The sequence below is a fragment of the Bacillus sp. A1 genome (genome assembly GCF_042296235.1).
Taxonomy (GTDB): domain Bacteria; phylum Bacillota; class Bacilli; order Bacillales; family Bacillaceae; genus Bacillus; species Bacillus velezensis.
The window spans coordinates 1475650-1491383 of sequence record NZ_CP141181.1; the positions used below are offsets into that span (position 1 = coordinate 1475650).

A 15734-nucleotide genomic window follows, 5' to 3' on the forward strand; every position below is an offset into this window, starting at 1 on the left:
TGTAAAGGGGATGAAGATTTTTATGAAAGAAGCCCGTCATATTAGAAAAAAAGTACTTTCTGACATAGAAAGCGGCATCATTTCTTTGGAAGAAGGAGTAAAGCGGATACAGCAGCTTGGTTCTCATTCCGCAGGGGGTAACGGACAGGCGATATATTATCAGACGGTCTGGCAGCGGACAGATCTCAGCATTCATGTAAAAGGCGGCCGACGTGAGGGCAGCCTTTTATTATTTGATAAAAATGAAATTGTGAGAAATGAACTTGCTGCATTGCATGATACAAGGGTTATTTTGGTTAAGCCGGGGAAAGAGTTTCGAAAAACCGGGGACGGTGTATTTGAAATCGACCCCCGCTCTGAAAGAGATTACATAAACCTGTTAGGATGGCTTATAGAAGAAGAGAAGTCAGATATACGGGAAGCGGTGCATTTATGGTCAGACATGCCGTTTGAAAAGACTGAGAGAGCGATTCGTGAACAATGCGACAGCGGAGTCTATTCTTTGTTTTTACTGCAACAGGCGCTCTTCAAAAATAACTGCCGCAAACCGATCAAGCTGTTATACGGATATTTTTCGCATCTTTCTGGAGAACAGCCTCTTTACGCGGCGGCAAGCGGATTTTTGCGGACATTGCAGCTGGAAAATCCGTTAATCTCAGCAAAAAGCATTGAATTGGAGCAGTCAATAGCAGCCGTTCACGCGGCTGATATCATACGCAATGAGCTGAGTGATTTCCAGCCTTCAGATGTAGAGATCCGTTATAAAGACATGCAGCGTTATGTTAAACAGCTCAAAACGTATGAACCCGAAAAAAATTCCGGAAGCGGAGATGTGCCGCTGAGAGAAAATGGAGTATATATTATCGCAGGAGGCGCGGGCGGATTAGGATTTACCTTTGCAGAATATTTGGCTTTTCAAACAAAATGCTGCCTTGTTTTAACGGGGAGATCTCCGCTTTCAGATCATATAAGAAAACAGCTGAGACGATTAGAGGATGCCGGTTCTTCAGCTGTTTATGTTCAGGCTGATATTACCAATAAGGAAGAAGCCGAATATGTAGTCAAAAAAGCCAAAACTTCTTATGGAAAAGTAAACGGGGTCATTCAGGGCGCGGGAATCATCCGTGATTCTTTCCTTCTTAACAAGTCACGAGAGGAATTCGATCAGGTAATCAGACCGAAAGTATTGGGTACGATGTGGCTGAATGATGCTGTTGAGAAAGAAAATCCTGACTTTTTCATTTGCTTCTCCTCTACTTCCGCAGTGTTGGGAAATGTCGGGCAATCTGATTACGCGTTCGGAAACAGTTATATGGATCATTTCATGAATATGCGTTCTGCCCAGGATTCTGATACGATTTCTCTCTCTCTGAACTGGCCGCTGTGGAAAGAAGTCGGCATGCAAGTGGATGAGCGCACGGTAGAGACAATGAAAAAGGCGGGTTTTTATCCTTTAGAAAAAGAAGAAGGTAAAGAAGCGTTTGCAGTCGCATTGTCCTCCGGTTTTTCGCAATTTACTGTATTTTACGGAGATGAGCAAATTGACAATCATGTTCATCAATTATATGAACGAAAAGACAATATTCAGGCAGATGAAGGAACAGGGAGAAATATCGAATCATTTGATTCAGAGAAACTGACAGCTGAAACATCTGATTTTATTATAAAAATGATTGCTGCAGAATTCAGGATGCCTGCGGACAAAATAGATGCAGAAGAGGCATTGGAAAAATACGGACTTGATTCCGTTATGATTATCAATATGACGAATGAGCTTGAAAAACATTTCGGCGCGCTCTCAAAAACGCTGTTATTCGAATATCAGACTGCGGCAGAATTGTCACAGTATTTCGTTGAGGAGCACAGGGATACTCTTCTTCATAAACTCCGGTTAGGAGAAAACAGGAGCAGCACCCCATCTCAGAAGAAAAAAGACAATAAACAGACAGCCGAAGTTAACGGGAAACAGAAAATCCAGATGAAAAATCAGGTGCAGCAGCAGGAGAAGTATCATGACAATGATATCGCGATTATCGGTATCAGCGGACGTTACCCGATGGCAAATGATCTTGATACTCTGTGGGAAAACTTATTGAACGGTAAAGACTGTATAACTGAGATACCTAAGGATCGGTGGGATTCGGGGCTGCACTATCAGCCCGCAGCGGGCGATGAAGTAAAAAACCAAAGCAAATGGGGGGGATTTATTGACGATGTGTATCATTTTGATCCGTTGTTCTTTAATATTTCTCCTGCCGAAGCTGAATTAATTGATCCGCAGGAGAGACTGTTTTTAGAGACGGTTTGGCACACCATAGAAGATGCGGGGTACGCAAAGAAAACGCTTGAAAGAAAAAACGTCGGTGTTTTTGCAGGGGTTATGTACGGCCAATATCAGCTGTACAGCGTTGGTCACGAAGCGGCCGTTTCTTCCTCATATGCATCAATCGCCAACCGGGTATCCTACTTCTTTAATTTCAGCGGGCCAAGTATTGCTTTGGACACGATGTGTTCCTCATCATTAACGGCTGTTCATTTTGCCTGTGAAAGTTTAATCAGGAATGAATGTGAAATTGCAATTGCAGGAGGCGTCAATTTATCCATTCATCCTCATAAATATGAACTCCTGACTCAAGGCGGATTTTTATCCAGTGATGGCCGGTGCAGAAGCTTCGGTTCAGGAGGAGACGGCTATGTGCCGGGAGAAGGGACAGGTGCCGTGCTGCTGAAACCCGTAAAAAAGGCTATTGCCGACGGTGATCAGATTTATTCAGTGATTAAGGCAACAGCCATCAACCACGGTGCTAAGACGAATGGATATACCGTGCCGAATCCCAAAGCTCAAAGTGAGGTCATTACGAGAGCCTTAAAAAAAGGATTTATTGATCCAAACAGCATCAGCTATATAGAGGCTCACGGAACAGGCACCGCGTTAGGAGATCCGATTGAAATCACCGGTCTGACCAAAGCATTTTCAGGTGCCGAACGCGATAAGAAGACATGCGCGATCGGGTCGATTAAATCAAATATCGGACATCTTGAGGCTGCTGCAGGCATAGCGGGCATTACGAAAGTTATTCTTCAAATGAAACATAAAACAATTGTTCCGTCACTGACTCATTCTGCTGAATTGAATGAAAATATACCGTTTCAAAAAACACCTTTTTATGTACCGGACAGTGCCGAAAAATGGGAGTCATCCGTTCCCAGGCGTGCCGGAATCAGTTCTTTCGGGGCAGGAGGAGCTAATGCCCATGTTATTTTAGAAGAATTTGCGGATGAAGCTATCTCTCCTCTCGCGGCTGAAGAACCTGAACAGCTTTTATTTGTTTTTTCTGCAAAAAATGCCGACAGGCTGGCAGAATATGCAAAACGCGCAAAAGAACATATAGCAGCCAGAGATTATCCATTAGAAACACTTAGAAATACAGCATTTACTTTACAAACCGGCAGAGAAGAAATGCCGCACAGATTGGCTGTTATCGCCTCCACAAGAGATGAATTGCTTAAAGGACTGACAGACTATACCCTCGGAAACGCGATGGATCATATTTTTACAAGCGGCAAAGACACAACAGAAGCAAAAAGGATGAACAAAGCTGAGATTGAAGAAGCAGCCGCAAACAGGGATCTTGTGAAGATTGCTGAATACTGGGTTGCCGGAAACGGGGTAGATTGGCCGTCACTTTATAAAGGTGCCACTCTGAGACGGGTATCAGCACCCGGATATCCATTTGCCAAAGAGCTATGCAGAATAGATGCGCAAAATACGGGAAGCCGCCGGATGAACGGTAATAACGATCTGCATCCTTACATTTCATGCAATATATCTGATTTTAAAGCACAGAAGTTTCTTATCAATGTAAGCGATACCGATTTGTATATAAAAACAAAGTATCAAGACAAGGAAATGTTTCCGTTTCTCAGCCAGATTGAAATGGCGAGAGCTGCCGGAGCAATGGCTTCAGGGAATCCGATTATTAAATTAACAGAGCTCTCCTTTAGAGAACCGATGTTACAAAGCGGAAGCAATGAGCAGATCCGGATTGTATTAACCCCGGATAATCAGGGTGCATCGTATTCTATAGAAAAACAGAGCGACTCATCCATTTATTCCTCAGGGCGGCTCGAATTAGAAGGCGGGGCGTACGAGAACGGAAATATTCATCTTGAGCCGTTCCTGTCTCAGCGCGCAGACCGCATACCGTATGAAGCGTTTTATCAGCGGCTTGCCGAATTCGGATACAGCTGCAGTGACAGTCTGAAAGCCGCAGAGCACTGCGTCAGCAGGAACGGACAGGTACTTTTAAAGATAAAAGCAAAGGCCGGGCCGAAAGGGTGCATAATCAAACCGGAAGTTATTGAGAGCGTATATCAAGCCGTCATATACCTTGCGGGGGAAAATGCCGGCGAGCTCCCGGAAAACATTAAAGAATGTAAGATTTTTGATCATGAGACTGAACCCGTTTATGTATATGCAGAACAAACTGAAGAAAGCGATTCGGCTTATGATGTGTATGTATTAGACAATGCCGGCGGGATTTTGATGGAACTGAGCGGGCTGGTTTTTGGCGGAAAGCCTAATAAAAATGTACGTTTTTATGAGCATAAGTGGGATCAAAAAAAACCTCTGATTAAAATGAAAGATAGGGAGCCAAAAACAATTCTGGTCTTTGCAAAAGATGAAGCATTGGCTGGAGCTCTGAAAAATCAATCAGACAGCCGTGTCATTCTCGTCACGCCGGATCAGCGGCAGACCGATCAAAATCTGCTGACATTCCGTGTAAACCCGGAAGTGACGTCAGATTACATTCGTTTATTCGAAGAATTGGAGAAAAAGGGGTTTTCTCCTGATGTCATCTTGCACACGGGAGAAACATTTTACGCGGGTGACCGCCTTCTCAGCGGCCTGGAATCAATTTTTTATTTATTAAAAGCGCTGAACGCCCGCAGTGACGCCTCTCTTTATCTTCATTCTCTGCTTCTTGTTCACTCTTTTAAAGAAGGCGTGAATGATCCGTATACGGGCGCTCTTGCAGGCTGTTTAAAAACGGCAAATATGTTGGTGCCATCCGCAGAGAATGTGAAGTCAATCGGTTTTTCAGAACGTATATCAATTGAAAAAATGGCTGAATTTTGTCTTAACGAAATGGTTTCAGGCGTGGAACGGCAGGCGGAAGAAGTTAAATATATAAATGACAAGAGGTATGTTAAGACATTAAAGGAGTATGTATTCAATCATACAGAGCACTCTCATCAGCTGAAACAGGAAGGGATTTACCTCATAACGGGCGGTTTGGGCGGTCTGGGCCTGATTTTCGCAAAATATTTAGCCTCTCAGTATCAAGCAAAATTAGTATTGACGGGAAGGTCACCGTTAACAGCTGATAAACGACATAACATTGACCGGCTGCAGGCGCTTGGAGGAGATGCGGTATATTATCAAGCTGATGCCGCAGATCAAAAGACGATGGGACGGGTCATAGAAGAAACGAAACGGACTTGGGGCTCCATTCAAGGTGTTATTCATTCAGCTGGTCATGCCGATGATCGGTTATTTACAGAGATGAATCTGACTGATTTTTCAGAAGGCATGACTGCTAAAATTGAAGGAACGGTATGCTTAGATGAATTAACGAAAGATGAGCCGCTTGATTTCTTTATCGTATTTTCTTCTATTTCTGCGGTCTTCGGAGATTTTGGACAGGTTAACTATGCGTTGGGCAATTATTTTCAAGATCAATATATAAATTGGAGATCCGAACAGAGCCGCCGGCAAGAGAGACAAGGCAAGAGCATTTCGATTAACTGGCCGTTGTGGCGTAAAGGCGGAATGCATTTAAACAAAGAAGCTGAAGAAGCATATCTTTCCGCATCCGGGTTTGATTATTTGGAAACGGAAGAAGGGATAGCGGCTTTTGAGACGATTTTGGCAAGTGACTGTCCGCAAATTTCGGTTGTTACCGGGGATGCCGAAACGACACCAGCAAAAAAAGACCTGCCGCATCAAAAAGTAAATACGCTTCCGGTTCGTCAAGAGGAAATTTCTTATACAGCACCGGCTTATACAGACAATGTCCTGAAAGAACTGAAGCAAATGGTATCGGAATTATTGAAAATTAACATTGAACAGCTGGATACGGCAGAGAATTTCGGCAATCTCGGCTTTGATTCTATCAGTTTGAAAACATTAGCTGTCCGACTGAATAAAAAATACAAGCTTAAGCTGACACCTGCCGTTTTCTTTACTTACAGCCATATTAAGTCTCTTTCAGAATTTCTAAACAGTGAACTGCGTACTGTTGCAAAAGGGAATACAGATGCAGAAAAAAACATTTCTGAAAAAAGGAAAGTAGTGCACGCTGGGAAAACCGCCGGGAAAACCGTGAAGCCGCCGCGAAGTTTTCCGTTTGAAAAAAAGACAACAAGACAGGCTGACCATCATCCAGAGAAGCAGCCAGTTGCCATTATCGGGATGAGTTGTGTTTTTCCGGGATCAAAAAATGCAGATGAGTTTTGGATCAATTTAATCAATGAAAAAGATTTGATTCAGGAAATTCCCCCGGATCGCTGGGATTGGAAAAAATACGCCGAAGGCAAAGGAAGCAGCGAAGTACATTCGAAATGGGGCGGCTTTATCACAGATGCCGATAAATTCGATGAGGCGTTTTTCAATATTAATCCGCGGGAAGCAGAACTCATGGATCCTCAGCACAGAATTTATTTGCAGGAAACCTGGAAAGCGATAGAAGATGCGGGTTACAAAGCTTCAAAGCTGTCTGGAAAAAATATCGGGGTGTTTACGGGCATTCAATTTAATGATTACCGCCAGCTGCTGATGAGGCATTCGGACGGGGCGCATGCGTTTGCGGGAACCGGAAACAGCCAGGCGCTCATCAGCAATCGTGTATCCCACTATTTTAATTTCAGAGGTCCGAGTGAGTCCATTGATACAGCCTGCTCAAGCAGTCTTGCAGCAATCCACAGAGCTGTGCGCTCGATTCAAAATGGCGAAAGTGAGCTGGCGGTAGCAGGCGGGGTTTCGCTGCTCTTAGATCCAGTCACGCATATGTATACTGATAAACTCGGTATTTTGTCTAGGGACGGCCGGTGTAAGACGTTTGATAAACTTGCCGACGGTTATGTCCGCGGTGAAGGTGCAGCTGTTCTGTTATTGAAACCATTGCAAGCGGCAATGAATGACAGAGACAATATTTACGGAGTCCTGAGAGGAACCGGAGAAAATCACGGAGGAAGATCTGCTTCATTGACCGCTCCGAACCCGGAAGCTCAGGCTGAACTGTTAACGTCTGTTTACAAAAATGCCGGTATTCCTGTTGATACGATATCTTATATTGAAGCACACGGAACCGGGACAGAACTGGGAGATCCGATTGAGATTGAAGGCTTGAAAAAAGCGTTTGGATCTTTTGAGCCGCATCCAGGAAAGAATCATGACCAATATTGCGGCATCGGTTCAGTAAAAACGAATATCGGTCATTTAGAGCCCGCCTCTGGAATGCCGGGGCTGATTAAAGTATTACTATCCATGAAGTATAAAACATTGCCTGCCACACTTCATGTCAAGGAGCTGAACCCTTACATTCAATTAAGCGGAACACCGTTTCATATTGTCAATAAAACGATGAAGTGGGCCAGATTAAAAGATCGAAAAGGAAATGAAATTCCGCGCCGTGCCGGAGTCAGTTCCTTCGGATTCGGCGGGGCAAATGCTCATGTCATCGTGGAAGAATTTGAATACGGCCAAGATAAAGCAGTAACTGCCGAGCGGGAACAAATCATTGTTCTATCGGCCAAAACAAAGGAAAGGCTGATGGTTAAAGCCAAAGAGTTAACAACATTTTTACATGAAGAACGATCAGTTCAATTCAGTCAGCAAGAGGTGCAGGAACGTGATTTACAAGAGGCGGTTCGGGAAGCGGCAGCGGGTATCCTGCGTTTAGATACCGCAGATATAGATGCAAAGACACCTCTTTCGGAATTCGGATTTGATCCGTTGGCTTATTCCGAATTAATCTCTTTTATAAACCAAATGTACGGCACAGAAATATCACTTGACATATTTCAGGAATTAAAGACACTGAGCGAGCTGTGCCGCTATATCAGCCGCATCCGGAATCGATCAGCTGATAAACCGCATAACGGCAATTTTAGAGAAAAGTCCGGATTCGGTCTTGAAGAAATAGCATATACGCTGCAAACCGGAAGGGAACCATTTGAATGCCGCCTTGCGATCACTTGCTCGAATACCGGAGATCTTCTTGAAAAATTAAACGGTTACATCCAGGGGAGCAGGCTGCAAGGTGTTTATGAAGGAAATGTAACGGATTTTGATAGTCTGTACGCTCCTTTATTCGGCGGCCCCGAAGGTCATGCATATGTTCAATCACTAATTCAGCAAAACAAGCCGGCCAAACTGGCTCAGTTGTGGACGATCGGTTGTGAAATCAGCTGGGAAGACTTGTATGAGGAGGAACTCAAACCGGTTAAACTGTCTCTTCCTCTTTATCCTTTCAGCAAGAACAGACATTGGATTCATTTAAATAAAGATGAAGCGCAGAAGGCTGAGGCTTTCTCGAACACTGAGCTTCACAACTCAAATAAAGATACAGCAGATGGAGAAATCATGTCGCTTCTTGAAAAAGCACAAACAGGTGAGATGAATACGAAAGAGACGTCAGAGCTGATAGAGGAGTTGCTTTTCCATGAATGAAAAAACGATGCAAATTGAGCAAATCGTGAAAAAGGTGAAAGAACGCAGCCTGACGCCTGAAGAAGGGCTGGAATTCATTAAGAGCTTGGGGAAAACCCATCTATATGAAATGGTATGGGATAGACATGAATTTAAAGGCAGTGAAAAATTCCCGCATACGAAAGAGCCAATTTTATTTTTTTGCGAAGACGACAGCATGTATACCGTAATGAAGAGGCAGCTTGAAGGCTATGAGGCACCTTTCATTTACGTGACTTCCGGCGAGCGTTTCGAAGATTGCCGGAACGGTCGTTTTACAATGAACTTTGCAAAAGGTGAGGATTATGATGCGTTATGCGGGGTTCTGCGTTCTCAAAATATAAGACCCCGTCATATTATTCATTTTTTGGCTGCCGGGCTCTTCAAAAATACAGAAGATGCAATGAGAAAGCAGCTCAATAAAAGTCTGTTTTCCTTGTTTCACATGTTTCAGGCCTTCATGGCGAACAAACTTTGTCCGAAAGCAGAAATTTTGTACCTGTATGAAAATACCGAGGGCGAGGTTCAGCCGATTTATAACGCGGTTGAAAGTTTTCTTAAGACCGTACGGGCCGAAAATCCGAATTTCACATGTAAGGCTGCAGAGCTGAAATCAATGTTTGACGAGCCGTTTACAAAGCAGCATATTGCAGATGTCATCTCTTTTGAATGGAACAATCAATGTAAAACGGACCACTTTACCTGCTATGAGCCGAGGCATTATTATAAAAGGCAGCTTCAAAGAGTAAAAAAAGAAGATGGGGAGAAACATAGTTTCAGTGTAAAAAAGAACGGTGTGTATTTAATTACGGGAGGAGCCGGCGGTCTTGGGTATCTGTTTGCTGAATATCTGGCGAAACAGGCAGAAGTCAAGCTGGTATTAACCGGGCGTTCCCCGGCCTCCAGTGAAACGGCGCAAAAATTGAGCGCTCTTGAAAATCTTGGCGCTGAAGCCTTATATGTCCCGGCAGATATTTCAAAGGAAAAAGAGACGGACGCTTTGATTAAGCACATTAAGCAGACATTCGGAGAATTAAACGGAATTTTGCACAGTGCCGGACTTGTTAAGGATGCATTTATCATAAAAAAAACGAAAGAAAGCATAGAAGAAGTTATAGCGCCTAAAGTATTCGGAACCGTTTGGCTGGATAAAGCAGCTGAAGAAGAGCCTCTTGATTTCTTCGTTATGTTTTCATCCCTTTCGGCCGTTCTGCCTAATGCGGGTCAAAGCGACTACGCCTTCGCTAACGGATGTATGGATGGATTCACTCAGTATCGAAGCATTAAAGGACGTCCCGGGAAAACACTTTCTATTAATTGGCCGTTATGGGATGCGGGCAATATGACAGTCGGGCCGGGAGAGCTGCAAGCTTTAAGACATGCAGGGCTGGAACTTTTATCCGCCCAAGCAGGGCTTGCCGCTTTTCAGGACAGTATGAGCCGCTCTGCTTCTCAGCTGGCTGTTATCAGCGGAGACAAAGATAGAATAAGTGAATTACTCTCAACTGATCATAAAGAAATAGAGACTGTGCCTGAAAACAACAGTAATCTGCCGCAATTAAATGAAAAAGATCTGAAAAAGCAAACGGTCCGTCTTTTGACAGAGATCGTCGGTGCGGAAACGGGAAGACCGGCGGACAGTATTTTACCCGAGGATACGTTTGACCGTTACGGAATTGATTCTCTCACGATTTTAGGTCTTAACTCCCGTCTGGAAAAATATTTTGGAAGAGTGTCTAAGACTCTTTTCTTTGAATACAGCAGTGTTGAAGAGCTGTCAGAGTATTTTCTTGAACACTATCATCATGAGTTGAAGAAGGCGTTTTTACCGGCAGCCGAACAGCGAATTGATCATTCGGCGCCGGCGAAACGGGAGAAGCTTTCCGTTTCCCGCATACCATCCGCACCTTCCGAGGAAGATATTGCAATTATCGGTATAGCCGGCCGCTACCCGATGGCGAAGGATGTGGAACAGTTTTGGGAAAATATTTCTTCCGGAAAAGATTGTATAACGGAAATACCGAAAGAGCGCTGGGATTTTCGGAAATATTATCACACAGGTGACAATGCCCGTCATGACAGCAAATGGGGAGGTTTTATAAAAGACGCTGATAAATTCGATCCGCTGTTCTTCTCAATTTCGCCCCGTGATGCCGAGTTAATTGATCCTCAGGAACGGTTATTTTTAGAGACAGCGTGGCACACGTTTGAAGATGCGGGTTACACAAAGAAAAAGTTGAAACGGCATAAGACAGGTGTATTTGTCGGCGTCACCTACAGCCACTATCAGTTATTTGCAGCCGGTGCTTCAGATGATGAGGAACGTCAGGCGCTCCTGTCTTCTTATTCGTCTATCGCAAACCGGGTATCATATTTCTTTGACCTGCACGGACCCAGCCTTGCAATTGATACAATGTGTTCTTCTTCACTTTCTGCTGTTCATTTTGCATGTGAAAGTTTAAAAAGGGGAGAATCCACCCTCGCTATTGCCGGAGGAGTGAATTTATCGTTACACCCGGATAAATATACTTTACTTTCACAAAATCATTTTGTTTCAAGTGATGGGCGCTGCAGAAGCTTTGGAGCGGGAGGAGACGGTTATGTGCCGGGAGAAGGAGTCGGGGCCGTTCTTTTGAAATCGCTTTCTGCCGCGAAGGCTGACGGGGACAGGATTTACGGTGTGATTAAGGGAACATCTGTAAATCACGGCGGAAAAACAAACGGATACACTGTGCCAAATCCGGGCGAGCAGGCAAACGTCATCAGTGAAACTCTTGATAAGGCGGGGATTGATGCAGACAGCATAAGTTATATTGAAGCGCATGGCACCGGGACATCTTTGGGAGACCCGATTGAAATTTCAGGATTAACCAAAGCTTTGCACAGCTCGAAAAGCGATTATCGTTGTGCAATTGGTTCGGTTAAGTCAAATATCGGACACCTAGAGGCTGCGGCGGGAATTGCTTCTATTACAAAAGTGCTGATGCAAATGAAGTATAAACAGCTTGCTCCTTCCCTTCATTCCGATCACTTAAATCCTAATATTGATTTTGAGGAAACACCGTTTTACGTGCAGTCTGAACTGACCGATTGGGAGACGCCGCAAAATCAAGCCAGAAGGTCAGGCATCAGTTCTTTCGGCGCTGGAGGATCTAATGCCCACATTATCATCGAAGAGTATAAGAATGAAGAAAAGATGGAAACGGTACAGAGCAACAAGACGCAAATTATTCTGCTTTCTGCCAAAAATGAAGAACGGCTCAGACTCTTGATTGATGCATATATAAAAGAACTGGAGCCAAAAACGTCACTAGCTGATGCTGCGTACACCTCGCAGACCGGGAGAAACGCTATGGAAGAGCGGCTCGCTGTTGAGGTTAGCAGCATTGACGATCTTCGCAATAAGCTGACGATGTATTTGCGGTCAGATCATAAGTTAAACGGTTTATATAGGGGAAAGGCCCGCCGAGGCGCTGGTCAAAAGGATGCCATGTCAGCCGCTCACTTTAAAAGTGCAAGAGAAATGGCCATTCACTGGGTGAACGGAGGAGACGTTCAATGGGAAGAGATGTACACTTCAGAATTACCGAAGCTTATCTCTCTTCCTGCATATCCTTTTGAACGGAACAGATATTGGGTGCCTGCCGCAAAAGCTGCACAGAAACAGAAAAAAACAGGCGTATCGCAGAGTTTGCCACACGCACCGACTGACTTATCATTTGATGTATTAAAAAAATCGTGGAAAAAACAAAAGGCTGCGCCTTCCGCTTTTACGAAAGGACAGGTGATGATCCTGGCTAATAGTGAAAGTGAGCGGCTTGCATTCGAATTGTTTGATTCAGATCCTCTGATTGAAGCCGCTGTCATTTGCGCAGATAACTGGGATCATTCGGATGGGGAAGCCAAAAAAACGGCTCTAGCGGTCATAGAAGAAAATCCGGAAATCATCGGCATGATTGACCTGTCAGATTTGCGGAGTGATCAAAACGGGGCACGCACTGGCACAATCGGGAAGCTGACACTACTGCAGGAAATCATAAAGACACGTAAACAGCTTTTCGTTTTACATGTGACCAGAGGGCTGCAGACATTTCTGAATGCCAAGCCGTCGTTAGCCGGAGCCGAAACAGCCGGACTATATAAAATGCTGAGTGCGGAGTATCAAAAGATAAAATCAAAAACAATAGATGTAGACGGGTATGTCGGGACTGCGGCGGAACTGAGACAGATAATCACAGATGAAGCTTGCGCTGACGGGCTGTATAGTGAAATCTGCTACCGGAACGGTGAACGTTATATTCCATACGTCGAGAAATTACATGCAGCGGAAATAAACCGGAAACTATCCGGTCTGCCAGTATGCCGTACGGATCAAACCCTGGTTATTACAGGGGGAACAAGAGGGATCGGAGCAGAACTTGCCAGACATTATGCCGGCAAGGGAGTCAAAAAACTTGTGTTGATGGGAGTAACCGACCTTCCGGAATCTGATAAAATAGCCGGCATGTTAAAAGACACCGATGAAAAGTCACCTCTTTATTCGAAATTACAACTGCTGCATGAGTTGGATCAAAAGGGAGTTCAGGTGGAAGTGTATTCCGGGCCGCTCACGGAAAAAGAAACATTACATCGCTTCTTTTCAGAGGTGAGACTGAAGTTCGGCAAAATCGGCGGGGTGATTCATTGCGCTGGTGCAGCCAATCATTCGAATCCGGCTTTTATTCATAAATCTGATAAAGAAATAAGAGAAGTATTTGAGCCAAAGGTGCAGGGGATGCAGGTACTTCATGACATTTTTATTGATGACGAACTTGATTTCTTCATTTTGTTTTCATCTGTTGCGAGCGCTTTTCCTTTATTAGGCGCCGGAACAAGTGACTATGCCGCGGCGAACGCTTTTATGGATTACTTTGCGGCGTATCAGCATGCAGCCGGCAGAACATATTATCAATCAATTAACTGGCCGAGCTGGAAGGACATTGGGATGGGCGAGGTGACAAGTCCATCATATCAGGCACTTGGTTTACTATCTCACTCAACAGAAACAGGTATTGCCATGCTGGATGAAATGATGACGATAAACGGATACCCCTGCCTTATACCGGCAAAGACACATCCGGAGAAATTCATGCTGCAGCAGCTGCTTCAGACAAGAATTCAAGCTGCTAAAAATAACCCGGATGCTGAGGAAAAAGTGATTTCTGGTCAGGGAGACAATGAATCCATTATCGGGAAGTTAATGGAGATTTTTTCCGCGGAGCTGAAAATACCTTACGGGAATTTAGATCAGGATACGTCTTTTGCGGATTACGGAGTTGATTCAATCTTACTGGTTCAGCTTGTTAAAAAAGCGGAAGATGCATTTCAAATAAAAATTGAACCATCAGCTTTTCTGGAGTATCCGAGTTTTTCACAACTGGCCGTTTATTTAAACGAATTATTTGCAAGTGAGGGGATCAGTCCTCAAATTGATTCAGAAAACATTGAGGTTCGGAATAAAGAGCAACATATAAATCAAAATGCTTCCGAAATACGGGACAACGGATCACAAATACAACAAACCAGTCTGAATCAAATCGCTATTATCGGAATGGGCTGTGAGTTTCCGGATGCTCCGGATACAGAAACGTTTTGGACAAATTTGAAGAAAGGACAAAATAGTGTCCGCGAAGTCCCGGCGTCGCGATGGGATATTTCTTCATACTACTCTGACACCTATGAAAAGGGAAAAAGTATCAGTAAGTGGGGCGGATTTCTTCAAGATATTGAGTCTTTCGATCCCGCGTTTTTTAATATGAACAAAAGTGAGGCATCAGAGCTTGATCCGTTAATCAAAAAATGCCTTGAGGTCAGCGTCCAGACATTGAGAGACGGCGGCTATACAAAAGAAGAAGTATCGAACAAAGAAGTCGGCGTCTTCATCGGTTCGCGGACCGGGACGTTTATGTCCAAAATAGGTTCCCCTTCAAAAAATACGATCGTGGGTATAGGACAAAATTTCATAGGCGCGCATATCTCACACTTTTTTAATCTGAAAGGACCGAATCTGGTTGTAGACACGGCTTGTTCTTCTTCATTGGTCAGCGTCCATCTCGCTTGTCAAAGCCTGATGTCAAAAGAGTCAGATATGGCGATTGCGGGCGGGGTTGACATTTTGCTGGATCAAAAGCCTTACGTCATGCTGAGTGAGGCTCGGGCGCTTTCACTTGAAGGAAAATGTCATACATTTGATGAGAAGGCAGATGGATTTGTACCGGGAGAGGGATGCGGCGCAGTCCTTTTGAAAAGACTTGATGACGCTCTTGCCGAAGGTGACAGAATTTACGCGGTAATTGACTCATCCGCGGTTAATAATGACGGACAGACAATGGGAATGACAACACCTAATCCGAAAGCGCAAAGCGCAGTGATAAAAAAAGCCCTGAAAAAAGGCGGAATTGATGCAGATACTCTCAGTTATGTCGAGACGCATGGCACCGGTACGATGATAGGAGATCCGATTGAATTAAAAGCGCTGACTGAAGTGTTCCGGGAGGTTACGGAAGAAACGCAATTTTGCGGAGTAGGCAGCGTAAAAACGAATTTCGGACATTTAATGAGCGCAGCGGGGATAGCGAGTATTATAAAGGTTGCCTTATCCATAAAAAATCAGATGCTCCCGCCGACATTACATTGTAAAACGCCAAATCCGCGTTTTAAATTTGATCAGTCGCCATTCTTTCCGAACACGTCCTTAAAAGAATGGCGTCCCAGAAAAGGGGTTTTGAGAGCCGGAATCAGTTCTTTTGGATTCGGGGGCACGAACGCACATATGATATTGAGCGACAGCCATCTCACATTAGGATATGGAGAGACAAAAAGACACCCGCTTTCTCCGGTTATATTCAATAAGGAACAATGCTGGATCGACAATGGAGAAACTCCAGAAAAGGAAGAGTCAGAATTGCTGATTCCTTTACTTGATTTCAAAGAATTATAAAGA

The 15734-nt window shown here is 44.2% G+C and carries 2 protein-coding genes; both read left to right on the forward strand.

All coding sequences use genetic code 11. The annotated features are described in order from the left end of the window. Positions 1 to 22: 22 nt before the first annotated feature. Entirely contained in the window at positions 23 to 8734 is an 8712-nt protein-coding gene (locus U2H13_RS07655) for an SDR family NAD(P)-dependent oxidoreductase (RefSeq protein WP_376700758.1), read from the forward strand. Continuing rightward, a complete protein-coding gene (locus tag U2H13_RS07660) occupies positions 8727 to 15731 on the forward strand; it encodes an SDR family NAD(P)-dependent oxidoreductase (protein WP_376700759.1) in 7005 nt (2334 codons plus the stop codon). Before U2H13_RS07655 ends, U2H13_RS07660 begins: the two co-directional genes overlap by 8 nt. Positions 15732 to 15734 lie beyond the last annotated feature (3 nt).

What these genes read in the sequence shown, in the direction of transcription:
- U2H13_RS07655 (WP_376700758.1), top strand. Translation starts at nt 23, where the DNA reads ATGAAAGAAGCCCGTCATATTAGAAAAAAAGTACTTTCTGACATAGAA.
- U2H13_RS07660 (WP_376700759.1), top strand. Translation starts at nt 8,727, where the DNA reads ATGAATGAAAAAACGATGCAAATTGAGCAAATCGTGAAAAAGGTGAAA.